A 24,570-nucleotide genomic window follows, 5' to 3' on the forward strand; every position below is an offset into this window, starting at 1 on the left:
CCAGCGGCACCGGGTGGCGGCACCCGGCCTGCCTCGGCGACACGGAACGGACCACGACCCGGGCACGGTCGCGAGAGGTCACCGCCCCCCGATACGGTGGGGGAGGGCCAGGAGTGGCCCCGCCGGGCCCCTGGCCCGGTTCCGACCGAGTGGGTAGGCATGTACGAGGGCGCGGTACAGAATCTGATCGACGAGCTGGGGCGACTGCCCGGCGTCGGTCCGAAGAGCGCGCAACGCATCGCCTTCCACCTGCTGTCCGCCGAACACGCGGACGTCAAACGCCTGGTCAACGCACTCGTCGAGGTCAAGGAGCGGGTGCGCTTCTGCTCGATCTGCGGCAACGTCGCCGAAGAGACCGAGTGCCGTATCTGCCGTGACGCCCGCCGCGACGCCGCCGTCATCTGCGTCGTCGAGGAGTCCAAGGACGTCGTCGCCATCGAACGCACCCGCGAGTTCCGTGGTCGCTACCACGTGCTCGGGGGAGCCATCAGCCCCATCGAGGGTGTGGGCCCCGACGACCTCCGGGTCAAGGAGCTCATGACCCGCCTGGCCGACGGCCAGGTCACCGAGCTGATCCTGGCGACCGACCCGAACCTGGAAGGGGAGGCCACCGCGACCTACCTGGCGCGGCTGGTCAAACCCATGGGCCTGAAAGTCACCCGGCTGGCCAGCGGGCTCCCCGTCGGCGGCGACCTCGAATACGCCGACGAGGTCACTCTCGGGCGAGCCTTCGAAGGCCGCCGCAGCCTGGAGTTCTAGCTCACACTTCCCCGTAATCGGGCCGAAATATGAGTAACCTCCGCTCTGGCGGGTAGCCCCGAACATCGGTGTGTCAAGACGCCACGCCCTCCCTCCGCAGGTCGGGCGGGGTGCCGTGTGCGTCCCTGGCTACACTCCATTGTTAATTGTCTTGATCCCAACTCCTCAGGAGCATCGATCGTGGCCCTAATCGTGCAGAAGTACGGTGGGTCTTCCGTGGCTGACGCGGAAGCCATCAAGCGAGTAGCCCAAAGGATCGTGGCTCAGAAAAAGGCGGGACATGACGTCGTGGTCGTGGTCTCGGCCATGGGCGACACGACCGACGAACTGCTGGACCTGGCCGAACAGGTCTCCCCGATGCCCCCCGCACGCGAGCTCGACATGCTCGTCACCGCGGGCGAGCGCATGTCGATGGCCCTCGTGGCGATGGCCATCGAGAACCTGGGCTACGAGGCCCGATCCTTCACCGGCTCCCAGGCCGGGGTCATCACCACGTCGCTGCACGGCAACGCCAAGATCATCGACGTGACCCCCGGCCGTATCCAGGAGGCCATCGGTGAGGGCGCGATCTGCATCGTGGCCGGGTTCCAGGGCGTCTCCCAGGACACTAAGGACATCACCTCCCTGGGTCGTGGCGGTTCCGACACCACCGCCGTCGCCCTCGCGGGCGCGCTCAACGCCGACGCCTGCGAGATCTACAGCGACGTGGACGGCGTGTTCACCGCCGACCCGCGCGTCGTTCCCTCCGCACAGCGCATCCCCCAGATCTCCTACGAGGAGATGCTGGAGATGGCCGCGAGCGGCACGAAGATCCTGCATCTGCGCTGCGTCGAGTACGCGCGCCAGTACAACATTCCCCTGCACGTCCGTTCGTCGTTCAGCCAGAAGCCCGGAACGTGGATCGTTTCGGAAGTCGAGGAAAGCGAAGGCATGGAACAGCCGATCATCTCCGGGGTCTCCCACGACCGGAGCGAAGCCAAGATCACCGTCGTCGGTGTCCCCGACAAGGTCGGTGAGGCCGCGACCATCTTCAAGGCGCTCGCCGAGGCCGAGATCAACATCGACATGATCGTGCAGAACGTGTCGGCGGTCTCCACCTCCCGCACGGACATCTCGTTCACCGTCCCCAAGGACTTCGGCAAGGTGGCGGTCGCCGCCCTGAAGAAGGTCCAGGAGAAGGTCGGCTACGACTCCCTGCGCTACGACGACAAGATCGGGAAGGTCTCGCTGATCGGCGCGGGCATGCGCTCGTACCCGGGCGTCACCGCCCGCTTCTTCGACGCGATCGCCTCCTCCGGCACCAACGTCGAGATGATCTCCACCTCGGAGATCCGCATCTCGGTGATCGTCGAGGAGGACCAGGTCGACGCGGCGGTCCAGGCCGCGCACAGCGAGTTCCAGCTCGACGCCGACCAGGTCGAGGCTGTCGTCTACGGAGGTACCGGCCGATGAGCAACCGTCTCCCCACCCTGGCCATCGTCGGCGCCACCGGCGCCGTCGGCACCGTCATGCTCGACATCCTCACCCAGCGTGAGAACGTGTGGGGCGAGATCCGGCTGGTCGCCTCGGCGCGCAGCGCGGGCAAGGTCCTGAGCGTGCGCGGCGAGGACGTCGTCGTGCAGGCGCTGGCCCCCGAGGTCTTCGACGGTGTGGACGTCGCCATGTTCGACGTTCCGGACGAGGTCTCCAAGGAGTGGGCCCCGATCGCCGCCGCCCGCGGTGCCGTGGCCGTCGACAACTCCGGTGCGTTCCGCCTGGACCCCGACGTCCCGCTGGTGGTTCCCGAGGTCAACGCGGACCAGGTGCGCAACCGTCCGCGCGGCATCATCTCGAACCCGAACTGCACCACCCTGTCGATGATCGTGGCGATCGGTGCCCTGCACCGGACCTACGGCGTCAAGGAGCTCGTGGTCTCCTCCTACCAGGCCGCCTCCGGCGCCGGCCAGGAGGGCATCGACGTCCTGCGCGACCAGATGGCCAAGGCGGGCGGGGACCGCGCCCTCGGCGACAGCGCGGGCGACATGCGCGCGGCCGTCGACGAGCTCGGCCCGTTCCCGGCGCCGCTGGCCTACAACGTCGTGCCGTGGGCGGGTTCGCTCAAGGACGACGGTTGGTCCTCGGAGGAGCTGAAGGTCCGCAACGAGTCCCGCAAGATCCTGGGGCTTCCGGAGCTGAAGGTCTCCGCGACCTGCGTGCGGGTGCCGGTCATCACCACGCACTCACTGGTGGTCCACGCGACCTTCGACAACGAGGTCACCGCCGACGCCGCCCGTGAGCTGCTGGGCGGCGCCGAGGGCGTCAAGGTCCTGGACGACCCCGCCAACGGCGAGTTCCCGACCCCGAACGACGTCGTGGGCACCGACCCGACCTGGGTCGGCCGCATCCGGCAGTCGATCGACGACCCGACCTCGCTCGACCTGTTCCTGTGCGGGGACAACCTGCGCAAGGGCGCCGCGCTGAACACCGCGCAGATCGCCGAGGTCGTCGCCAAGGAGTTCACCCAGGCCTAGCGCGCACGTCACCGGGCTCCGGTCCGGGACGACGACACCGGGGCGGTGGTCCGTTCCCTCCCACCGAGGGGGCGGGCCACCGCCCTTCGTCGTGTACGCCCCGGGCTACCTGCGGCTCCGGGGGCGGGCGAGGGACAACTTGTAGAGAAGTCGACACTGCTCCACCGATCCGATGAGGTCGGAGGTCTCGACCGGGCGTTCGCCGCAGTAGTGGGTGCGTTCGACGACCAGCACCTGGACACCCGGGGCGGAGTCCAGGAGTGCGGCCTCGGCGTCGCGCAGGGCGCGGACGCCGACCTCCTCCACCACCCGGTCGACGGGGAACCCGGCGGCGCCCAGGCGTTCGAGGGTGCCGGTCTCGGTGGCGTCGAACGGCGTGCGCAGGGTGCCCGCGGTGAGGATCGCCGGTTCCCAGGACCGGTGCAGGGTGACCGGCCGGTCGGCGGAGAGCCCCCGCGAGGTGGTGCGGTACACGGGGTCGCCGTCGCGGAGCCGGAGCCGGGTGCTCAGGGGCGCCGTACAGCGCTCCTGTTCGGTACGGACGTTCTCGCGGGTCAGTTGACCCAGGCCGGAGCCGGAGGTGGCGTCGGTCCTGGACAGCCGGAAGGTCTCCGGGGCGGTCCGCACGAAGTAGCCGGAGCCCGGCCGGGCCTCCACGAGGCCCTCGGTGACCAGGAGGCGCAGCGCGGTGCGGGAGATCTGTTCGCTGACCCGGTAGGAGCGGGCCAGACGGGTGCGGGAGGGGAGGCGGGTGCCCGGGGTGATCTCGCCGTTGAGGATCGGTTCACGGAGCTGGTCGGCCAGCCAGAGGTAGCGAGGTTGCCTGGACACCGCTCACCCGACCTCTGTCGCGTCCCTGGTCGGAGGAGTGGCTCTCGCCAGGCGTGCGGGTCGGTGGTGGAGGGGGGCCGTGCCGTCACCGTGGTCGGTACCGACGCCGGGCCGGAGGGAGGGAGTGGACCTGCCAGTTCGCCGAAGCTCGCCCATGGTTCCAGTAAAGCAGTGGGAAGGCCTGGTGGGGGGCGCTACCCGAAAGTAGTCACGGCTGGGATGGCCTCACCACGGAATCGGAGGCGCCTGAGCCGTTGCCGGGAAACGCCCGAAAACGTCGGAATGTACGTGACTGGCAGCCGCGAATTACTACCCTATGTAACTAGACAGTCACTTCTTGCTTGGGGGAGTCATGATCACGAACCTGTCGGTGCTGGCCGATCGAGCGGACCTCTCGCAGATGTCGTACGAGGGTGGCCGCGCCGTCGCCTGGATGAGCGGTATCACCGGGGTCCTCATCGGTCTCGTGTTCCTCGCGATCGCCGTGCTGGTGATCGTCGCGATCGTCTCGACCCTGATCAACAGCGACACGTCCGGTGGGGGCAAGCTCCTGTGGATCATCTTCATCCTCTGGTTCCCGCTGTTCGGCGCCGTCGCCTGGTTCGTGGTGGGCAAGAAGGGGCACCTCAACCGCTTCCTCGGCATCGACAAGGGGAGGGCTCGGCACACCGTGCCGGGAAGCGTCGGGCAGCACAGCAACATCCCTCCCGACCAGACCGGCCTCGGCAACGCCTGAGCACGAGCGAAGGGGCCCCGGGTCATCTGGGGCCCCTTCGTGTTGTCCACAGCCTGTGGACAGATCGACGTGTCGACACGTCGACGTCAGGCCTGGAAGCAGGGGCCCGGCTCCATGACGGTCTCCAGGGCCGTGTACCGGCCGCCGGGTCCCCGGACCAGACGCCGCAGCCCGGTCACGGCGGCCCGGGGGATCGGTCCGTAGACGTGGGGGAACAGGACCCCGGCGTCCACACCGGGCGGCGGGGCCGGTGCGGCCGCCTCCCACCGCACCTCGGCGTCCACCTTCCCGGTGTTCACCACCAGCACGACCAGCGCCTGCTCCGCAGCGGAGTAGAGGGCGTTGGCGACCGCCAGCATGGTGGCCTCGTCCGGGGAGGCGTGCAGGAACCCCTCGGTAAGCAGGGACTCGGCCTCGACGTTCCCGCCGGAACGCCAGCGCGAGAGTTCGGTGAGATGCAGGATGTGAGCCATGCACCGGACGGTACACGTTCGACCCCCGCCCCGCCGGGCCGCCACGTGCGCGTCGGGCGCGGCCTACCCCGGCTGTCGGCCGTTGGCGAAGTCGTCCCGTCTGGAGGCGTGCTTCCAGGCGGTGTCGCGCCAGTGGTTGTGCTGGGCGATCACATCGGGGTCCTCGATGATCTCGCCGCCGAGGAAGATGTCGGAGTCGTCGAAGTGCATCTTGAGCAGGGTGTGCGAGTCGAACAGCCAGTAGTCGTGCTGAGGTAGACCCGCCGTTTCGGCCTGGACCCGTTCGAGATAGCGGATGTCCTCGCCCGCGCCGTTGGTGAATTGGGCGCACCACACCCCGAAGCGGCTGTAGTCGGTGAGAGGGACGGTCACCACACGAACCCGGGAGAACCGGCGCCCCGCCGCAGTGGCCTTCCTGATCATGTCGAGCCAACTCCGCATCCAGGGGAGGTCGTCGGGTTCTCCGGCGAGGAACTTGCGGAGAGACGCCCGTTCATGCGGTGCGCCGTAGTGGTCGCGGGCTTCCAGGCGGAAGGCCGTGTGCTTGAAGGAGCCGAAGAGCTCCCCGAACTCCGGCCCGGGTTCGATGAACCTGTTCAACGGGTTTCCTCCTGCTGTCTGAAACTCTCCATGGAGCGAGTTCGATGGCGTGGGTGTCCGGGTACCCCCGCCGACGCGGTCCGAGCGACTGCTGAACACCTCACGTGCTGCCCTGGTCCGGGGGCAGGCGGGCGGCCTCGGTCGCGTGGCCCTACACCGGGTGCCTCCATGTACCCAGGCTGGAGCGGATGGAGTGGACACCGCTCCGCGCGTCGGCCTCCAGGTTGAAGGAGCACAAGCCGGGCCACCCCGCTGCCTCCAGCAACGTGTACGCCTTCGTGAAAACGGTCAGAGCCCTCGTGCCGTTGCAGGTGACCGAACCGTCCGGCCAGATGTGCGCCCAGTCGCCGTCCTCTCCCAGGGCGACGACGGGCACGGCGCCGCCCTTCCAGGGGCGCCCTCCCACGGCGATGTACAGCTCCGGGCAGGTGAGCACCAGATGGGTCAGCCTGTCGTTGTCGAGGAGGTCCCGCGATCCCTCGGGGAAGACTGCTCGGTCGGTGGCCTCCTCACCGGTTCCGGGGAATCTGCGCCGGGCCCCGCGCTGGCTGCGGTCGCGCATGAACGAGGCGTCACGGGCCAGTGGTCCGCTGGCGGTGGTATGGCCCGTCCTGCGCAGGGCGACGACGGGTGTGGGCCCGTCCTCGGGGTAGGGCGCCCATGGGACCACCAGTCGGGCATCGCGGTCGACCCGTTCCACCCATGCGAGGGGAACCCGTTGGACCGCGCACGTGGCGATGAGGGCGTCGAAGACCTCGGACGCGCCCGGATCAGTGCCGGTAACCACCTTCACGTTGGTTCCCGCGAGGCGGTCGCGAGCGTGGGCGGCCACGTTGGAGTCGATCTCCACGCTCGTCACCGATCCTGCGGGGCCGACGAGGGACGCCAGGATGGCGGCGTTCCACCCGGTGCCGGTCCCGATCTCCAGCACGCGCATGCCTGGTTCGATCCCGGCCGCATGGATCATGTCCGCCATGAGCTGGGGCGCGGAAGACGACGACGTTGGAGTGTTCATCGGCCCGTCACTGCCGTCGTTGGCCTGCGTGGTGACGTAGTCATCGCTGTAGACGGCACTCGCCCACCCGTCGGGATCTTCGGTTCGGTCGAGTGCCGCACCGACCGCGCTGGGCCAGATGACGTCGGGGATGTACTCGTGACGGGGGCGGGTCGAGAAAGCGGCCCGGATGGCGTCAGTGGTGTCCAGCCGACCGGTCAGGGCGGAGTGGGCGTGGTGGAGGTCGGGCACGTCCTTACACCCTCCCCTTCCCTTTGCACAGCGGGCATTGCATGGGCTCTTTGTCCTTCCAAGGCCCTTGTCCGTCCCCGCCAGGGAAGATCCATCCGCTTCCTCGGCAGTTGTCGCAGTCTGCGGCGGAGGGATTGAATGGCTGGCTTCGGAGTGGGGTGCCGCTGGTTGACGTCCATGTCGTCGGACACGCCGGGGAGCCCGTACTCCGGGTGAACGTCACCCACTCGGAGGGATGGAGTAGCAGCACCGGACCCCGTGTGTTCTTGCAGTCCCGCAGTCCGACGAGGTCGGGAATGCGGTCGGCGATCGCCGCCTCAACGCACCCGTCATCGCCGCTGCCACCGGATGTGAAGAAGTCGCCGTCGTCGCAGATCTCACGGAACTCTTCTGGGTTCATGATGGTGCCCATTGCGTCCTCCTCGGGGTTTCTGGAACAGCACGGTAGTCTCAAGTGTGACGTAACAGGGCACTGTTGGAGATACTTATCGAAATATTTCTCGAGCTTCATTCAAGCTAGGGGTGAGAAGGTTCGTGCTGGACTCTTCTCAGTTATTCGAGCAAGGGTCTTGCGGTCGAGAGTGTGCCGCATAAATGGGAATGTTCCTTGGCATCCTCGTCTGCGGTCCTCAGGATGTTACGTACTATTCTGCTTCGCAGCCTTACCCAGCAGGGCTCTTGCCTTTTCGTTGAAGCATGCCCCCGATGAAGCCATCTGGAATACATGGAGGTACTGCTCGACCTCGACGTCGTGAGTGAGGGTCAGCTCGGCGGAGATGGTTTCGACGACCACCGTTGCTTCGTCCTGAATCCAGAAACCATGGTTGGGCAGGTACGGGGGGGAAGAGTCAAAGGGGATGATTCCGAAGGAGACGTTGGAAAGTCTGCTCAATGTGATCAGCCGGTCCATCTGGGCCGTCATCGTTTCTCGGTCGCCGCGCCTGTGGTGTAGCGCGGCCTCGGCGACGATGTAGCGGAAGCTCTTGTCGCGGCGGTAGAGGACGTCCTGACGCTGAATCCGCCGCTGGACGGCGTCCTCAATGTCGGAGGCGGATCGGTTCTTCCGGCTCGCCGATTCCAGCACCGCGCGTGCGTAGTCGGGGGTCTGGAACAGGCCGGGAACGAGCATCGGCTCATAGCCTCGGAAAGTCCGGACGTGCTTTTCCTGGCTCGCGATCCTCGCCTGAATGCCGCTGTGGCCCTGGTGCAGCTGGTCCTTCCACGCGACCCACATGGACTCCAGTTCGCTCAGGCGGGTGCTGAGGTCGGCCGTTGCGTCCTCTCTGCCGCAGGCCCGGGTCCAATGCGCGATCTCGGCTGCCTCAGGGGTCTGGCGCCCGGTTTCGATCTTGGAGATTTTCGACTGGCTCCACGCCAACTGCTCCGCGAGCTGGACGCCCGTCAGTCCAGCTGACCGGCGTATCTCGCGGAGCCGCCTGCCCAGGTCCTGCCGGGCGCGTTCGATGGTGTAGGTCACCTAGGTATTGAACCGCTTACTGCTCTGGGGGTCGTACTCGCTGTGCGGGATCGCGTGCTTCCAGGCGATGTCGCGCCACTGACGGTAGAGGGCGATGGTGGCCGGATCGTCGATGTGCTTGGACTTGCCGGGGGCGTCGTCGTCATCGAAGTGCAGCAGGCACCCCCAGGAGTCGTCGAACAGCCAGTAGTCGAAGTCCGGCAGTTCTTGGACTGCCGGGTGGTGTCTGGGGAGCCAGCGGATGTCCTCGCCCGCTTCGATGTTGAACCGGGTGACGGCGTGTTCCCAACGGATGTAGTAGCTCAGGGGTTCGGAGACCACTCGTACTCGCTGCCAGGCCTTGCCTTCCGCGGTGCCGCTGGTGACGTTCCTGTGCCATGTGGAGGTCTGGGTGAAGTTCTCCTTGCGGCCCAGGTCACCTGTCCGGAGGAAGTGTTGGATGTCCGAGGCTTCCTTGGTGACGTTGTAGCGGTCGCGGACCTCCAGCTTCCAGGCCGTGTGCTTGAAGTCCTTGAACTGTTGGGCGAACTCGTCGCTGGTGATGCTCCTGGCCATGGGTCACTCGTCCTCGGTGGCGAATCGCAGGAGTTTGCGGGGGATCTCGACCAGGGTTTCGTTCTCTGCCAGGTCGCGGACATCGCCCATCGCCTCGGGGTCGTTGATCTTGTAGCCCTGGACCACGATGGTGCCGCGGTCGGTCTTGTAGAGGGTGGGGCAGTGGCCGTCCTCGCTGTCAGTACCCAGGAAGGTCATCCGCATCTGCGCCTGCTCTCATAGCCGAGAATATTCTCTTGTTATCGTCACATGACTTCTCGGGGTTGACCAGCCGCCTAGCGTGACCGGATATGGCCACGAGTGCATGGCGTGGCCTCAAACGTCAACGCCCCGACCGAGAGATGGTCGGACGGTCCGCGCACGACGAACGCCCCGGCCGGAGGGCTTCCGGCCGGGGCGTCGCTGACACACTGCTACAGGATGATCCGCATGGGCTCTTCCAGGATCTCGGCGAGCTCCTTCAGGAACGCCGCGCCCACGGCACCGTCGACCGCGCGGTGGTCGACTGACAGCTCCAGGGCGATCCGGTTGCGCACCGCCACCTCACCGTCCACGACCACGGCCTCCTGGCGCATCGCGCCGACCGCGAGGATGGCGGCCTCGGGCGGGTTGATCACCGCGGAGAAGCTGTCGATACCGAACATGCCCAGGTTGGACACGCTGAAGGTACCGCCGCTCATCTCCTGCGGCTTGAGCTTGTTGTCCCGGGCCTTGCCGGCGAGCTCACGGGTGCGCGTGGAGATCTCCGACAGGGTCGCCTTGTCGGTGTCGTGCAGCACCGGCACGACCAGCCCGGCGTCCACGGCGACGGCCACACCGACGTTGATCCGGTGGTGCTGGACCAGGGTGTCGTTGATCCAGGAGGTGTTGACCTCCGGGTGCAGCTTGAGGGCGGTCGCGCAGGCCTTCACGATCAGGTCGTTGAAGCTGACCTTCACACCCGTGCTGGACAGCTGCTCGTTGATCTGGCCGCGGAAGGCCTTGAGGGCCTCGGCGTCGATCGAGCGGCGCAGGTAGAAGTGCGGGACCGTCTGCTTGCTCTCGGTCAGACGGCGCGCGATCACCTTGCGCACGTTGCTGGTCTTGACCTCCTCCGAACCCCGGACGTCGTCCTGGGTCGGGGCGGCCTGGACGGCGGGCGCCGGTGCGCTCGGCTGGGGAGCCGGGGCGGCGGGGGCGGCGGAACCGTCCTTGGCGGCGGCCTCGATGTCGGCCCGCACGATCCGGCCCTTGGGGCCGGACCCCTGGATCTTGGTGATGTCCAGGCCGTACTCCTTCGCGAGCCTGCGGGCCAGCGGGGAGGTACGGGGGCGCTCACCGGAGGGGGCCTCGGCCGCAGGGGCGGCCGGGGCGGCGGCCTCGGCGGGCCGCTCCTCGGCTTCGGGCTCCGCCTTCTCCTCGGCGGCGGGGGCCGCCGGAGCCGCGGACTCCTCGGGCACGGCGTCCGGCGAGTCGGCGATGAAGCCGATGACCTCGCCGATCGGCACGGTGTCGCCCTCGGAGACGTTCTGCTTGACGAGGTAACCGTCCTCGTAGGCCTCGAACTCCATGACGGCCTTGTCGGTCTCGATCTCGACCAGCACGTCACCGGAGGAGACCTTGTCCCCCACCTTCTTCACCCAGGTGGAGATGACGCCCTCCTCCATGGTGTCGGAGAGGCGCGGCATGTGGATCTCGCTCATTGACTACTCCCTCTACCCGACCCGTTTGCCGACGGCGCTCAGGGTTTCCTTGATCGCGGTGCTGATCGACTCGACCGACGGCAGGGCGGCGGTCTCCAGGGACTTGGCGTACGGCATGGGGACCTCGGCCATGGCCACCCGGCGTACGGGGGCGTCCAGGTAGTCGAAGGCGCCCTCCTGGATCGACGCGGCGATCTCCGCGCCGATGCCGTAGGTGAGCCAGTCGTCCTCACAGATCACCGCGGCACCGGTCTTCTTGACCGAGTCCACGAAGGTCTGCCGGTCGAGGGGGCGCAGGCTGCGCAGGTCCACGACCTCGACGCTGATGTCCTCCTCAGCCAGCTTCTCGGCCACCTGGGTGGCGACCATGGCCATCCGGGAGTAGCCGATCAGCGTGATGTCGCTGCCCTCGCGGGTCACGGCGGCACGGCCGATGGTGGCGATGGCGTCGTTCTGCGGCTCCGCGTAGTCCTCGGGCACCTCGCCCTTGGAGTTGTACAGACCCAGGTTCTCCAGGAACAGGACCGGGTCGTCGTCGCGGACGGCGGCGCGCAGCATCGAGGAGGCCTCGGCCGGGGTGCTGGGAGCCATCACCTTGAGGCCGGGGATGAAGGAGTAGAACAGCTCGATGTTCTGCGAGTGGGTCGCGCCGAGCTGCTGGCCGCCGCCGCCGGGGGTGCGGATGACCATGGGGACGCTGGTCTGACCGCCGAACATCCCGTAGATCTTGGCGGCGTGGTTGATGATCTGGTCGATGGCGATCAGCGAGAAGTTGATCGTCATGAGCTCGACGACCGGGCGCAGGCCCAGCATGGCGGCGCCGACGGCCGCGCCTACGAAGCCCTCCTCGGCGATGGGGGTGTCCTTGACCCGGCGGGGCCCGAACTCCTTGAGGAGGCCCTCGGTGATCTTGTAGGAGCCCTCGAAGACGCCGATCTCCTCGCCGATCACGAGGACGTTCTCGTCGCGCAGCATCTCGGCGCGCAGGGTGTCGCGCAGCGCCTGGCGGTAGGTGATCACGGACATGTGAGTGGTTCCTTCCTATTCCGCGAACACCGGGTCGGCGGGCATACGCCGCGACTCGTTCGGCACCGGGGTGGCGTAGGTGTAGTCGAAGAGCGTGGACACGTCCGGCTTCGGGCTGTTCTCCGCGAAGTCGGCGGCCTCGGCGACCTCGGCCTTGACCGACGCGGCGATCTCGTCGCGCAGGTCGTCGGTGAGGATTCCGGCCTTGGTGAGCTGGGCGTCGAAGAGCACGATCGGGTCGTTCTCCTCGGAGCGGGCCGAGTCACGCTGCTCGTCGGTGCGGTACTTGGCCGGGTCCACGACGGAGTGGCCCTTCTGCCGGTAGCTCCAGGCCTCCAGCAGGAAGGGGGTCTGCTCCTCGCGGGCGCGCTCGACCAGGCGGGTGGCGGTGTCGCGGACGGCCAGGACGTCGCGGCCGTCGACGCGCTCACCCTCGATGCGGAAGGCGGCGCCGCGCTTGTACAGCTCGGGCTCGGCGGAGGACATCTCCACGGTGGTGCCCATGCCGGTGAAGTTGTTGATCACCACGAAGACGACGGGCAGGTTCCACAGCTTGGCGATGTTGAGGGACTCGTGCCAGGCGCCGATGTTGGTGGTGCCGTCGCCCATCTGGCACATGACGACCTCGTCGCCGCCACGGTAGGTGACGGCGAGCGCCGCGCCGGTGGCCAGGGGGAGCTGGCCGCCGACGATGCCGTAGCCGCCGAGCATGCGGGTCTCGGTGTCGTACATGTGCATCGAGCCGCCCCAGCCCTTGGAGACGCCGTCGGAGCGCCCGTAGAGCTCGGCCATGACCCGCTTGGGGTCCATGCCCTTGCCGATCGCGTACCCGTGGTCACGGTAGTTCGTGAACAGGTAGTCGCGCTCCTGGAGGGCGGTCATCAGACCGACGACCGTGGCTTCCTCACCGAGGTTGAGGTGGCAGTATCCGCCGATCCGGGCCTGGGTGTAGGCCTGTCCGGTGCGCTCCTCGAAGCGTCGGATGAAGAGCATCTGACGGTAGTAGTCGAGGAGGGTCTCGGGCTTCTCGTTGCCGAGGCCGGTGTCCTTCCGGGTCCGGCGCCGGGGCGCGGAGGCCCGGGCGGTGCCGCCCTTCGGCTTGGCCGTGTCAGCCATGGTGTGCCTTTCTACGTGCGCGGAGGCCGCGCGCCGCCGACCTGTGGGTCGGATGACGCGGCCCGCCCGGACCGCGCTGTCATACGTGGTCCCGGCGCGTGCCGCCGCCGGGCTCATCGGCGGCGACACTGTGGCTGTTGCGGGGCGCGTCCGGTCGGGCCTGGCGGGGCCCGGGTGCGGACGCGAAGCGAAACGGGTCGCGTGTGCAGTTGTCGCGCCGCGACCCTTGACGGCATTGCTTCCCGGTCTGGGGTGCCGTAAGCATCCGCCGGGAGGTCGGCCGAGTTCGTTCACCGGCCGGATGAACAACCCCGTGCCACCAGGGGGCACGCGCGTGGTGGTGTGACGTGCGTCGCGCACACTCTACGGTCTGATCGATGATCGATCAATACAACTTTAAGACAGAAACCGGAAGTCTGGTACAAACCACCAGGTGACGGCGGGAAGCGTCCGTGTGGGACGGAGGGAGCGTGAGCGCGGGAACCCCTGAGGGGTGCGGGAAACGCGTCTAGCGGGCGCCCTCGTGGGTGCGCAGAGCCGCCTCGACGTAGTTCATGACGTGGTCGCTGAGCATCTGCCCCACGGCCGGGTCGCCCTCGCGGAACGCCCGGGTGATCTGCGCGTGGTCGGCGGCCTTGGCGTGCAGCTCCATGTCGAGCCAGCGCACCGACAACGCCGTCCACACCTCGACGCCCAGGGACTCCCAGGTGTGCAGCAGCACGCTGTTGTCGGCCGCCCGCACCACCTCGCGGTGGAACTCCACGCTGTGCCGGATCTGCTCGGTGACGTTCCCCTCGGCGGTCGCGCGTTTGAGCGCCTCCACCTCGCGTTCCAGCACGGAGGCGTCCTCGGCCAGGCGCGGCGCGGCCAACTGTGCGGCCACCAGCTCTAGACCGGCGCGGACGGGGTAGATCTCCGCCATGTCCTGGACACCGAACGCCCTGACCCGGGCCCCCTTGTTCGGCACGGTCTCGATGAGCCGCAGCGTCTCCAGCTCGCGGAGCGCCTCTCGGACCGGCGCCTGGCTGACCTTCAGCTCCGTGGCGATCCTGCGCTCCACGATGCGTTCGCCGGGCTGCCACCGTCCGGACAGCAGACCCTCGACCAGTACCTGCCGGATCTGCTCCCTCAGCGGCTCGCGGGCCAGCTTTGAGGGGTCGTCCGGCAACTGTGGGAGGTCGACCATCCAGGGCCCTTCCGTCTTCCGACCCGTGCGCGACCAGCACACGCGCCGACACACTCCAGCGTCTGACAAGCTCCTTGAAGCCTGCCACACGCGCGCGGGTCTGCCGCACGCTCGGCCTCGAAGCGCTAACGGAAGCCTCACGAACGGGTCGCGCACGGGTGAAGCGGACCGGTCGTCCACGTGGGCTTCGGGCAAAGTGCGAGGTGGAAGGGTCACACTTGGGCCGGGAAACCACCAATGAGGGCAACCGTCCGGGTAGGCTCGCGTGTTGGCAATATCCACCCAAAGCCGTACGGAGAGTTACCCACGTCACGGTGATGGCCCGACGAGAGCGCCCTGACCCGCGCTGACCGAAGCAACTGCGGTAACGAGCGCCCACAGACGCCACTGTCGACCAGTTCCGTTCCCTGGACGTCGAGCCTGTCCGGCGGCCGGTCACGACCACCGTGAACCAGTCCGAAGGTTCGACCGTCGAACGGGGTGTAAGGGGTAGGACCCCGGTACGTCACCAACACTCCGTGTCGGCTCCGGGGACGTCAGGATCAGTCCCAACAACCGCGGCTAGCCCGTCCCCCACGCCTCAAGCAGTGCCACAGGCGAGCCCACGACGTGTGAGACAGCACTGAGCACATGACGCAATCCTCACGGACCCGGCACGCGCGGTCCAGACAGTTGACAACGCCACACGACCCGGAACGGCGCAAGCCGGACCCGGGGCCCTACAGCGGCCCGATCCCCGTGGTGCGGAGCAGGAAGCTCGCGCCGGGGCCGCCCGTCGTGCGCGCGGTCAGGTGGCCGAGCGTGAGCGAGATCGCGTGGGGGCTGGCCTCCGACCGCATCGCGATCATGCTCTTCGTCGCGCTCATCGTCATGACGATGCTGGCGGCGGGCCCCCTCCATCCGGTGGACAACTTCCTCAACGAGCTGCCCCGCCCCTACTGGGACACACTGCGCGAGCCGCTGATCTTCTGGCCGGACAACGTGGCCTCCCGTTACGTCGCCCTGCCGGTGCTGGGCGTGACCACCCTCCAGCTGGCCTACTGGCACCGCAGCTGGCGCCCGATCATCCTGGGTGCGGGTGGCGTCTTCGGGATGATGTCGCTGGTCTCCGTGATGAAGCTGCTGTTCAACCGGGGGCACGCCAAGTACTACGACCCGGACTTCTTCGCGGGGGCGGGCAACGTGGCCTTCCCCTCCGGGCACGGGGCCAACGCGATCCTTATCTACGGGCTGGTGCTGTTCCTCATCATCAGGTTCGGCGCGGCCCGGCCGCACATCATCCGGCGGCTGGCCTACTGCATCGTGGGTATCGCGCTCCTCCAGTCGACCGTCTCGATCTACCTGCACTTCCACTGGTTCACCGACCTGGTGGCCGGGATGATCGCGGGCGGGTTCGCGCTCAGGCTGACGATCCGCCTGGACCGGATGATCCCGCACGGCCACACCGTGCAGTGGTGGCCCTGGTACGGCAGGGACACCGAGACCGCCTCCTAGGGATCGGCGCGAGCGGTTCCCAGCGGCCTGGACAACGGAACGCCCGTCGGACACCCGGCGGGCGTTTCGCGTGTTCGGACCTGGTGGGATATACCCCTATGGGGTATGTTTGCCGACGGGGGGCGCGCGCACGTGCGCGGCCTCCGTCGTTCGGAGGCGTCGGGCGTGCAGGCTCGGAGCCGAAGGGGGTCGACATGACGACGGGTCAACAAGGCGACAGCGGCAGCCACGGGGAACACGGTGGCCACGGAGGTCACTCCGGGCACGGGGAACACGATGGCCATGGGGGCAAGAGCGGCCACGGGGGAGGGGGAGGCCACTCCGGGCACGGCGACCACGCGGCCGTGTTCCGCACCCGGTTCTGGTGGAGCCTGCTGCTGAGCGTCCCCGTGGTGTTCACCAGCCACATGATCTCCGGATGGTTCGGCTACCAGGTTCCCGACGCCCTGACCTGGGTCCCCCCGCTCCTGGGCACCGTCGTCTTCCTCTACGGCGGATGGCCCTTCCTCGCCGGGGTCCCCGGCGAACTGCGCGACCGCAGGCCCGGCATGATGACCCTGGTCGCGATGGCGATCACCGTGGCCTTCGGGGCGAGCCTGCTGTCCACCTTCGGCGTGGTCGGCATGGAGCTCGACTTCTGGTGGGAACTGGTCCTGCTGGTCGTGGTGATGCTCCTCGGTCACTGGCTGGAGATGCGCGCCCTCGGGCAGGCCTCCGGGGCGTTGGAGGCGCTGGCCGCCCTGCTCCCGGACCGGGCCGAACGCGTCGACCCCGACGGCGGGGTCGAGGAGGTCCCCGCCGCCGAACTCCGCACCGGGGACACCGCCCTGGTCCGCTCCGGCGGCCGGGTCCCCGCCGACGGGACGGTCGTGCGGGGCTCCGCGGCCGTCGACGAGTCCATGATCACCGGCGAGTCCCGCACCGTCACCCGTACCGAGGGCGACCGGGTGGTCGCCGGGACGGTCGCCACCGACTCCTCGCTGCGGGTGCGGGTGGACGCGGTCGGCGACGACACCACCCTGGCCGGTATCCAACGCCTGGTCAGCGAGGCTCAGGAATCGGGGTCGCGTTCGCAGGCGCTGGCCGACCGCGCGGCCGCTCTGCTGTTCTGGTTCGCCCTGGTCGCCGCCGCGGCCACCGCGACCGTGTGGGGGCTGGTCCTCGGCGAGGGCAGCCAGGCGGTCGAACGGACCGTCACCGTGTTGGTCATCCCCTGCCCCCATGCTCTGGGGCTGGCCATCCCGCTGGTCATCGCGATCTCCACGACCCTGTCGGCGCGCAACGGCATCCTGGTCAAGGACCGGCTGGCCCTGGAGCGCACCCGGCTCGTCGACACCGTGCTCTTCGACAAGACCGGAACCCTCACCAAGGGCGCCCCGGCGGTCGGCGACACCGCCGCCGCCAGCGGATGGTCCCCCGGGCGGGTCCTGGCGTGGGCCGGCGCGGTCGAGGCCGACTCCGAACACCCGCTGGCCAGGGCGATCGTCCGGGCCGCCCGAGAGGCGGGCCCGGTACCCGAGGCCTCGGGCTTCCGCTCCCTCACCGGGCACGGGGTGCGGGCCGTCGTCGACGGGACCGAGGCCCATGTGGGCGGGCCCGCGCTCCTGGAGTCCCTGGGAGCCGCCGAACCCGCTGAACTCGCGGAACGCACCGGCTCCTGGCGCGACCGGGGAGCCACGGTGCTGCACCTGCTGGTGGACGGTGCCGTGGTCGGTGCGCTGTCCCTGGCCGACGAGGTCCGCCCGGAGTCCGCGTCGGCGGTCCGCCAGCTCCAGGCGCAGGGGGTGCGTGTGGCGATGGTGACCGGGGACGCTCGCAACGTCGCCGACGCCGTGGCCGCCGAACTCGGCCTGGACGAGGTGTTCGCCCAGGTGCTGCCGGACCAGAAGGACGCGGTGGTGCGCGACCTCCAGGGCCGGGGGCACCGGGTCGCCATGGTGGGCGACGGGGTCAACGACGCGCCCGCCCTGGCCCGCGCGGACGTGGGTATCGCGATCGGCGCGGGGACCGACGTCGCGATCGAGTCCGCCGGGGTGGTGCTGGCCTCCGACGACCCGCGCGGGGTGGTGTCCGTGCGGAGGCTGTCGCGGGCCGGGTACCGCAAGATGATCCAGAACCTGGTGTGGGCCGCCGGGTACAACGTCGTCGCGGTGCCGCTGGCCGCCGGGGTGCTCGCCCCGGTCGGTCTCGTGCTGGCTCCGGCGGTGGGTGCCGTGCTGATGAGCCTGTCCACGATCATCGTGGCGCTCAACGCCCAGCTGCTCCGGAGGTTGGACCTGCGTCCGGCCGACTGAGCGGCGCCGTTGTCGGACCGCGCCCCGTCTCGGGGCCCACGTGTCCACCTGGGCGGCAGCACGGGTGGCCGTGGTGGTCTGGACCTACGGGGAACCGGGTGTCACCATTGGGGTGCCGCGGACTCCCTCTTGTAGCGGGAGAGGGCCCGCGGAACCAGGCCGCCGCCCCGACCGGTTACGGGGCGGCGGCCGTCTCCGCGCAGGTCACGGCGTCACGGCGCCCTCCGGGTGTTTCACGTGAAACACCCGGTACCGGTCACGCTCCCGCCGACGCGCGGGCGCGTACCCGGGTCGGGTGGTCCATGCAGTGGCCCATCGCCCGGTGCCAGCGGTTGCCGCGCAGGCCTGGTTCGAGGGCGGCCAGGGCGGCGGCGTACTTGCTGAACCGGGCCTCCCGCACTCCGAGCGCGTGTAGCCGCCGCTCCGTGGCGGTCAGCCCGCCCCGGGTCTTCACCTCCAGCAGCGCCACCTCCGGGCGCATCCGTACTTCGAGGTCGCCCCGGTAGCCGACCAGGTCCTGGTCGACGGTCACCCGCTCCTCGCCGTCCAGAGCGACCACGGTGGTCCGCCGGTAGTCGGTCACCGCCGAGGGGACCAGGACGTCCGGAGACGCCAGACGGCAGCGGCCCAACGACCGGTCGAGGAAGTCACGGGTGCGCGGGGTCAACCGGTCCACGGGGGAGTCCGGGGGCAGCTCGACACGCACCTTGTCGGTCACCCCGCGCGCGCCCTTCAGCTTCACCTCGAACATGACCGTTCCGGTGTCCACGTAGGAGCGGGTGCGCACCTTGTAACGCAGCCTGCGCCCCTGGCGGTGGTCGTGGAAGGTCCGCAGCTCCGGGGTGTCCAGGTAGGTGGACGAGTAGAGGAAGGAGGACCGGCCGTCGATCTCCAGCACGCCGAACCGGTGCTCGGAACCGTCGAACAGGGCGGGCACCAGCCCGGCGGGGAGCAGGTACTTGCGACAGGTGCGGGTCACCAGGGCGGCGCGCTCGTTGATCTCGGCCAGCGAGACCGGGCGCAGCCCGTCCAGCGCGACCGGTGCCCGCCCGGGGTTCCCGTCCGCAGGAGGGGTTACGGTGCGCAAGGGGGCGGGGGAGGGGGAGCGGTGTCTCAACGCCCACCCCACAGGGCGTCGGCCAACGGGCGGCGCCCGGCGGGCCGACCGGGGGCCTCGGTCGGCTTCGGTTCCTGGAAGCGCACGTCCACGACCATGAGGTCGCGCACGTAGTCCACCTCCGTCACGTCCACGTGCCGCACCCGGCCGCGCAGGCGCCGTTCCAGGTCGTGCCGGAGCGCGGCCGGGTCCTCGTGCACCACGTCCAGGGTCATGATCCGCCGCTGCGTGCGGGCCAGCAGTCTCGGGTGTCCGGCCGCGTACAGGGAGCCCAGTAGCAGGGCGTTCAGTCCCAGCATCAGCCACGGGGCCGGGGCCGCCACCGCGTTCACCAGGCCCAGGGCGATCGCCACGAAGTAGTAGCCGATCTCCCCCTGGCTGATCAGGTCCGAGCGCAGCCGCAGGATCGACAGCACACCGAACAGGCCGAACCCGACCGCCAGGCCCACCTCCTGCTGGGTCAGCATCGAGACGACCGCGAAGATGCCGACGTTGAGCGCCACGTAGGCGAGCACCAGGTCCCGCCGACCGTGCCTGCGGAAGTAGAGGACGTAGGACAACACCGTGATCGCGGTCAGGTCGACCGCCAGAGCGAACCAGAACATGTCCCTCATGGTGTGCGCCGACGGTGAGGCGGCCATGAGCCCGGCATGAGGGAACCCTCATGTTTCACGGGGACTCGGGCGGTCGGTTCGCGTCGCGGCGCACCGGGCCCGCGGCCGTTCGGCCGGTCCGACCCGGTGCGGCCGCCGTACGGTGCGGCCCCTCGAACCAACCGCTACCCGCGACCGCCCGCCGGGCCCGGGCCTCTTCAGCCGGTCAGCCGGTACCCCATGCCCCGCACGGTCAGGATGCGCTCGGCCCCCACCTTGCGCCGCAGCGCGCGCACGAACACGTCGACCACGTTCGACCCCGGGTCGTAGTCGAACCCCCACACGTGCGACAGCATCTGCTGGCGGGTCATCACCTGACCCGGGTGGCGCATGAGCAGCTCCAGCAGCGCGAACTCCCGTGCGGTGAGGTCCACCGAGTCCTCACCCACCTCGACCCGGCGGGTCCGCAGGTCGAGGCGGAGCCCGCCCGCGTGCAGCACCGTCAGGTCGGGGGCGCGCTCGGTGCGCATCCGCAGCCGGACCCGCGCGAGCAGCTCCTCGAAACGGAACGGCTTGGTGACGTAGTCGTCCGCCCCGATCTCCAGCCCGGTCACGGTGTCGCGCACCCCGTCGCGTGCGGTCAGGATCACCACGGGCACGTCCACCCCCAGGGCGCGCACCCTGCGGAGCACGTCGAACCCGTCGGTGTCCGGCAGTCCGAGGTCCAACAGCATGAGGTCGAAGCCGCCGGTGACCGCGTAGTCCACGGCCTCGGCCCCGGTTCCCACCACCGTGGTGGTGAACCCGCTGGCGGTCAGTCCCTTCTGGACGAAGGAGGCGATCCGCTCCTCGTCCTCGACGATCAGTACCCGGCTCACAGGTGTTCCCTTCCATCGCGGTCGTCAACGGGGGTCAGGGGGATGACGAGGGTGAAGGTCGAGCCCGCGCCGGGGGCCGAGACCAGGTCCACCCGACCGTGGTGCGCCTCGGCGATGGCGCGGACGATGGCCAGGCCCAGCCCGGCGCCCCGGTCTCCGCGTGCGGTGCGGCCGCCCCGGGAGAAGCGCCCGAAGATGCGCGCGTGTTCTTCGGCGGGGATGCCGGGGCCGTGGTCGGCCACCCACAGGCGCACCTCGGAGCCGCTGACGCGGGAGCCGGTGCGCAGGGTGGAACCGGGAGAGGTGTGCCGCACGGCGTTGGCCGCGAGCTGCACCACGGCCTGGGTGACGCGCTGGGGGTCGAGCCGCACCGTCTCCTCCGCCAGCGACTCCAGCCGCCAGTCGCGGTCGCCGAGCTGGCGTACCTTGGCGTCGATGTCGCTGGTGAGCTCGGCCAGGGAGACGGGTTCGGGGCGGACGAAGTCGGGCTGCTGGGCCTTGGCGAGCAGGAGGAGGTCCTCCACGATGCGGCCCATCCGGTCGAGTTCGTCGGTGACCAGCCGGACGACCTCGCGGCGCTCCTCGGGGTCGTCGCCCATGAGTTCCAGGTGGCCGCGCACGATCGTGATGGGGGTGCGCAGCTCGTGCCCGGCGTCGTCGACGAACCGGCGTTGTTCGGTGAAGGCCCCCTCCAACCGGTCCAGCATGCTGTTGAACTGTTCGGCCAGTGCGGCGATGTCGTCCCGGCCGGACACCTCGATGCGCTGGGTGAGGTCCTCCTCGGTGATCTCGGCGGCCGCCCTGCGCACCAGCCGGACCGGGGCGAGGACGCGCCCGGCCACCCACCAGGCGGCGGTGGCGGCGGCGAGCAGCCCGACCACGCTGACCAGGGCGAGGGTGCCCATGGTCCCGGCGGAGGTGCCGTCGTCGTGCGCGGTGAAGTAGCCGATCACGAACCAGCCCGCGGGCCCTCCGTCGCCCTCGGGCGGCAGCGCGCGGATCTTCTCCCACTCGACCGGACCGGCCGGGGTGTCCAGCACACCCCGGGCGTCGGGGGTGTCCAGGACGGCCTCGACCATGGCCGGGTCGGCGGACACGTCGTACGGGGGCTCCTGCCCCTGCCGGATGCGTCCGGTGACGACCTCCTCGCCTCCGCGGCCGCCGCGCGTCGCGGACCGTTCACCGCCCTGGGCGCCGGTCCGCGCGTCGCCCTCCGGTTCGTCGACCCAGCCGAAGAGGATCTCGGAGTCCTCGGGGAACTGGCGTTCCAGGTGCACCCGGATGAGGGACGAGACGTCGGCGAAGGCATCCCCGGTGTCGGGGTCGACGCCGACCGCCGCGAACCCCTGGAACTCGGCGATCTCCTGGGCCAGGGCGCGGTCGACCCGATCGTCGGTCCGGGCGGTCAACGCGCTCCAGGTGACCACGTTGACCAGGACGAGGACGCCGGCCATGAGCAGGACCACCCAGGCCGTGATGAGCAGCCGGGCGGGCACCCGGCGGCGCTGGGGGAGGTCCGGCTGGGGGCCGCGCAGGACGAGGGTGGGGAACACGGAGGTGCCGCCCGGGGCGGGGGAGCCTTCCGGTGACGGTGTGCCGTGCGTGGAACCTCCGGGTCTGGAGCGGCCCGGAGGAACGTGCGCGGTGGTGGCGTCGGGGTCGGCGGCTCCGGTGTCCGGGGCGACACCGGAGCCCGCACCGGCCACGGGCCCCGCGTGTGGTGCGGCGCCCGTGCCGGAGGCGGTGCCGGAGACCGAACCGCGTCCGGTGGAGCCGCCCGCTCCGTCCCCCTCCGCCCCCCGCTGGCGGTCAGTCGTCATCGTCGTCCCCGTTCTCGTACCGCGCGTCCAGGCACGCCTCCCACCAGGCCTCCCACTGTTCCTCGCCCCACGCCTCGTGGCCGGAGCCCCCGTCGAGGCAGTCGAACGGGAACCCGGTCGGCGGCTCGGCCGGGGGCTCGGGGGAGGGGACGGGCGAGGGGGTCCCGGTCTCCCCGGTGCCCTCGCCGTCGCCCGCCCCGTCCTGGTCGGTGACGGGCGGGGGAGGGCTGACCACGCCGTCGTCGGGTTCGGCGGCTGAGGTGGCCCCGGGCGACTCGCCGAGCACCACCTCGGAGGCGCGCCCCGGGTCGGGGTCGCGGAGGAACAGCGCCCACACCAGGGCGGCGACGGTGACGGCGACGACCGTCAGCGCCCCGGCCGCCAGTGGCACCAGAGGTGATCTCATGACTGTCAAGCCTCCCCGACGAAGGCGGCGTGCACATGAAACGGGCATGAGGACGTCTTCATGATCCCAGGTCGGGCGCACGATGAGGGGCGGGCCCCCTCCGTTCGGGAGGAGGCCCGCCCCGGAGGCCGCGAGCGGGCCCGTGTCAGGCGCGGTCCTCCAGGTAGCGCTGGGAGAGGCGCGCGGCGTTCTCGTGGCCGTGGCCCGCGTCCACGGCGGCCTGGGCGATCGGGCGGACGGTCGCCAGCGGCCCGGGGTCCATGCCGCGGTCCCTGGAGGCGTGGATGACGTGCTCCATGGTGGCCAGGTTCGAGGTGATGCTGGACCCGTCCGCGGAGAAATCGCCCCGGTCGAGCTTGCCCGCCATGTGGGTCACGGACTCGGGCAGGAGCCCGACGATCCCCTGGGCGAACGGGGCGAAGTCCGCCGGTTCGATCCCCTCCGCCCTCGCGAGAGCGAACGCGTGGGCGAGCCCGGACATCGAGGTCCAGAAGACCTCGAGCAGGGCGAGGTCGTACCCGGCGGCGCGGCCGTGGTCGTCGCCCAGGTGGGTGTGCGCGCCGCCGAGGGCGGCCAGGGTGGACTCGTGGGTCCGGTAGATCTCCTTAGAGCCGCTGTAGATCACCACGGCGGACGGCGTGCCGATGGTGAAGGCGGGCGACATCACGGCGCCGTCGACGTAGTCGATGCCGTGCTCGGCGGCCCACCCGGCGGCGGCGCGGGACCGGGCCGGGGTGTCGGCCGTGAGGTTGACCAGCGCGCGGCCCTTCAGGGTGTCGGCGATCGGCAGGAGGACGGCGTCCGAGGCGTCGTAGTCGAGGACGCAGACGACCACCAGCGGGCTGGTGGCGGCGGCCTCGGCCGGGGACGCGGCCAGGACGGCGCCCTTCGCGACGACCGCGTCGGCTCTGGAGGCGGTGCGGTTCCAGACGGTCGTGGGGTGTCCGGCCTCCACGAAGGCGGTGGCCAGCGCCTCGCCCATCGGGCCGAGGCCGATCACGGTGACTGGGGCCTGGGTGGTGCTCATGCGGTACCTCTCGTCGTGGCGTGTTCCGTGGCTCCACCGTGCCGGGGGCCGCTGTCGGTCGGCCGCCGGTTCGCTGTCGGTCGGCCGCAGCCCGGCCGACCGGCTGGCCTGTCACGGGTCGACCTCTCCCACCCGGACCCCTGCCCGTCTGGACCTTCGCCGTCGGACCACCGTCGTCGGACCACCGCCGTCCGGTTAGTCTGCGGACATGCGTTTCGGGGTGCTCGGTCCGCTCACCGTGTGGGACCACGACGGACGGCCCCTACGGGTGGCCGAGGCGAAGGTCCGCGCCCTCCTGGCGGACCTGCTGGTCCATCGCGGTCGGCCGGTTCCGGTCGACCGGCTCGTCGACGACCTCTGGGGCGAACGCCTTCCCGACGATCCGGCGGGAGCGTTGCAGGGCAAGGTGTCGCGGCTGCGGCGCGCCCTGGGGGACCCGGCCGCGGTCGCCTTCGGCCCGGCCGGATACCTGCTGAGGCTCGGCTCCGACGACGTGGACGCCGACCGGTTCGGGGCCCGGGTGGAGGTCGCCCGCACGCTGGCGGACCGTGAGCGCGCGGAGGCGCTGGCCGACGCGCTGGCCCTCTGGCGGGGGGAGGCGTTCGCGGGGTTCGGGGACGCGGGTTTCGCCGTCTCCGAGGTGCGCCGACTAGGGCGTGTTTTGTGGATGCTTTCGCCTACTGGCGGCGGAGCCGCCAGCACCGCGAGCGGCCGCCAGGCCATCTCTCGCAAGACGATGAGCGA

At 69.9% G+C, this 24,570-nt stretch carries 25 protein-coding genes; 7 read left to right on the plus strand and 18 right to left on the minus strand.

Features of this window, described 5'->3' with window-relative positions:
• Positions 1-159: 159 nt before the first annotated feature.
• The 3 genes from recR (at position 160) to ACFYL4_RS19935 (ending at position 3,269) form a co-directional block, all read left to right on the plus strand.
• Positions 160-759 (plus strand): recombination mediator RecR, encoded by a 600-nt coding sequence (gene recR, locus ACFYL4_RS19925; protein ID WP_304077270.1) that lies wholly within the window; start codon positions 160-162, stop codon positions 757-759.
• A 180-nt stretch (positions 760-939) separates the two neighbouring features.
• On the plus strand, positions 940-2,211 hold the full coding sequence (locus ACFYL4_RS19930; protein ID WP_387519836.1) for an aspartate kinase: 1,272 nt from the start codon (positions 940-942) through the stop codon (positions 2,209-2,211).
• Positions 2,208-3,269: an aspartate-semialdehyde dehydrogenase gene (locus ACFYL4_RS19935; protein ID WP_357769876.1), complete on the plus strand. Its 1,062-nt coding sequence runs from the start codon at positions 2,208-2,210 to the stop codon at positions 3,267-3,269. Before ACFYL4_RS19930 ends, ACFYL4_RS19935 begins: the two co-directional genes overlap by 4 nt.
• Before the next feature lie 105 nt (positions 3,270-3,374).
• On the opposite strand, the gene ACFYL4_RS19940 is transcribed toward ACFYL4_RS19935, so the two are convergent.
• Complete coding sequence (locus ACFYL4_RS19940; RefSeq protein WP_357769874.1) at positions 3,375-4,100, minus strand: GntR family transcriptional regulator; 726 nt, start codon at positions 4,098-4,100, stop codon at positions 3,375-3,377.
• Between the two features lie 352 nt (positions 4,101-4,452).
• Between ACFYL4_RS19940 and ACFYL4_RS19945 the strand changes: the two genes are divergently transcribed.
• A complete protein-coding gene (locus ACFYL4_RS19945; protein ID WP_357769872.1) occupies positions 4,453-4,836 on the plus strand; it encodes a PLD nuclease N-terminal domain-containing protein in 384 nt (127 codons plus the stop codon).
• Between the two features lie 86 nt (positions 4,837-4,922).
• Here the strand turns inward: ACFYL4_RS19945 and ACFYL4_RS19950 are convergent, their stop codons facing one another.
• From ACFYL4_RS19950 to ACFYL4_RS20000, 11 genes are all read right to left on the minus strand, one after another.
• A complete protein-coding gene (locus ACFYL4_RS19950; protein WP_357769870.1) occupies positions 4,923-5,309 on the minus strand; it encodes a DUF952 domain-containing protein in 387 nt (128 codons plus the stop codon).
• A 63-nt stretch (positions 5,310-5,372) separates the two neighbouring features.
• Complete coding sequence (locus ACFYL4_RS19955; RefSeq protein ID WP_387519839.1) at positions 5,373-5,909, minus strand: DUF6879 family protein; 537 nt, start codon at positions 5,907-5,909, stop codon at positions 5,373-5,375.
• Between the two features lie 151 nt (positions 5,910-6,060).
• Positions 6,061-7,155 carry an rRNA adenine N-6-methyltransferase family protein gene (locus tag ACFYL4_RS19960; RefSeq protein ID WP_387519841.1) on the minus strand — a complete coding sequence of 365 codons (1,095 nt, stop codon included), beginning with the start codon at positions 7,153-7,155 and terminating at the stop codon, positions 6,061-6,063.
• A 4-nt stretch (positions 7,156-7,159) separates the two neighbouring features.
• Entirely contained in the window at positions 7,160-7,666 is a 507-nt protein-coding gene (locus ACFYL4_RS19965) for a DUF397 domain-containing protein (RefSeq protein ID WP_387519842.1), read from the minus strand.
• Positions 7,667-7,792: 126 nt separating this feature from the next.
• A complete protein-coding gene (locus ACFYL4_RS19970) occupies positions 7,793-8,632 on the minus strand; it encodes a helix-turn-helix domain-containing protein (protein ID WP_387519844.1) in 840 nt (279 codons plus the stop codon).
• Complete coding sequence (locus tag ACFYL4_RS19975; protein WP_387519846.1) at positions 8,633-9,187, minus strand: DUF6879 family protein; 555 nt, start codon at positions 9,185-9,187, stop codon at positions 8,633-8,635.
• 3 nt (positions 9,188-9,190) lie between these two features.
• Positions 9,191-9,391: a hypothetical protein gene (locus ACFYL4_RS19980; protein WP_387519848.1), complete on the minus strand. Its 201-nt coding sequence runs from the start codon at positions 9,389-9,391 to the stop codon at positions 9,191-9,193.
• Positions 9,392-9,600: 209 nt separating this feature from the next.
• The gene (locus ACFYL4_RS19985) at positions 9,601-10,869 is read right to left on the minus strand and encodes a dihydrolipoamide acetyltransferase family protein (protein ID WP_387519850.1); all 1,269 of its coding nucleotides are present in this window, start codon (positions 10,867-10,869) and stop codon (positions 9,601-9,603) included.
• 12 nt (positions 10,870-10,881) lie between these two features.
• Complete coding sequence (locus ACFYL4_RS19990) at positions 10,882-11,895, minus strand: alpha-ketoacid dehydrogenase subunit beta (RefSeq protein ID WP_387519852.1); 1,014 nt, start codon at positions 11,893-11,895, stop codon at positions 10,882-10,884.
• Between the two features lie 15 nt (positions 11,896-11,910).
• Entirely contained in the window at positions 11,911-13,011 is a 1,101-nt protein-coding gene (pdhA, locus tag ACFYL4_RS19995) for a pyruvate dehydrogenase (acetyl-transferring) E1 component subunit alpha (RefSeq protein ID WP_357767686.1), read from the minus strand.
• 508 nt (positions 13,012-13,519) lie between these two features.
• On the minus strand, positions 13,520-14,197 hold the full coding sequence (locus ACFYL4_RS20000; RefSeq protein ID WP_357767683.1) for a GntR family transcriptional regulator: 678 nt from the start codon (positions 14,195-14,197) through the stop codon (positions 13,520-13,522).
• A gap of 777 nt (positions 14,198-14,974) precedes the next feature.
• Here ACFYL4_RS20000 and ACFYL4_RS20005 point away from each other — a divergent pair.
• Positions 14,975-15,691: a phosphatase PAP2 family protein gene (locus ACFYL4_RS20005; RefSeq protein WP_387519877.1), complete on the plus strand. Its 717-nt coding sequence runs from the start codon at positions 14,975-14,977 to the stop codon at positions 15,689-15,691.
• Positions 15,692-16,035: 344 nt separating this feature from the next.
• Positions 16,036-17,985 (plus strand): heavy metal translocating P-type ATPase, encoded by a 1,950-nt coding sequence (locus ACFYL4_RS20010; RefSeq protein WP_387519854.1) that lies wholly within the window; start codon positions 16,036-16,038, stop codon positions 17,983-17,985.
• A 256-nt stretch (positions 17,986-18,241) separates the two neighbouring features.
• On the opposite strand, the gene ACFYL4_RS20015 is transcribed toward ACFYL4_RS20010, so the two are convergent.
• The 6 genes from ACFYL4_RS20015 to ACFYL4_RS20040 form a co-directional block, all read right to left on the minus strand.
• On the minus strand, positions 18,242-19,072 hold the full coding sequence (locus ACFYL4_RS20015; protein ID WP_387519856.1) for a polyphosphate polymerase domain-containing protein: 831 nt from the start codon (positions 19,070-19,072) through the stop codon (positions 18,242-18,244).
• A gap of 26 nt (positions 19,073-19,098) precedes the next feature.
• Positions 19,099-19,707, minus strand: a complete 609-nt coding sequence (locus tag ACFYL4_RS20020) for a DUF4956 domain-containing protein (RefSeq protein ID WP_357767678.1) — start codon at positions 19,705-19,707, stop codon at positions 19,099-19,101.
• Between the two features lie 206 nt (positions 19,708-19,913).
• Positions 19,914-20,573, minus strand: coding sequence for a response regulator transcription factor (locus ACFYL4_RS20025; RefSeq protein WP_387519859.1), 660 nt, complete (start codon positions 20,571-20,573; stop codon positions 19,914-19,916).
• The gene (locus tag ACFYL4_RS20030) at positions 20,570-22,393 is read right to left on the minus strand and encodes an ATP-binding protein (RefSeq protein WP_387519861.1); all 1,824 of its coding nucleotides are present in this window, start codon (positions 22,391-22,393) and stop codon (positions 20,570-20,572) included. Before ACFYL4_RS20030 ends, ACFYL4_RS20025 begins: the two co-directional genes overlap by 4 nt.
• Positions 22,383-22,799, minus strand: a complete 417-nt coding sequence (locus ACFYL4_RS20035; RefSeq protein WP_387519863.1) for a hypothetical protein — start codon at positions 22,797-22,799, stop codon at positions 22,383-22,385. The genes ACFYL4_RS20030 and ACFYL4_RS20035 overlap by 11 nt, the downstream gene beginning before the upstream one ends.
• A 145-nt stretch (positions 22,800-22,944) precedes the next feature.
• Entirely contained in the window at positions 22,945-23,826 is an 882-nt protein-coding gene (locus ACFYL4_RS20040; protein WP_387519865.1) for an NAD(P)-dependent oxidoreductase, read from the minus strand.
• 208 nt (positions 23,827-24,034) lie between these two features.
• Here ACFYL4_RS20040 and ACFYL4_RS20045 point away from each other — a divergent pair.
• Positions 24,035-24,570: BTAD domain-containing putative transcriptional regulator (locus tag ACFYL4_RS20045; protein ID WP_387519867.1), on the plus strand; the 536-nt coding region annotated here is incomplete at its 3' end.

Source organism: Nocardiopsis sp. NPDC006938 (assembly GCF_042869555.1).
Classification (GTDB): Bacteria; Actinomycetota; Actinomycetes; order Streptosporangiales; family Streptosporangiaceae; genus Nocardiopsis.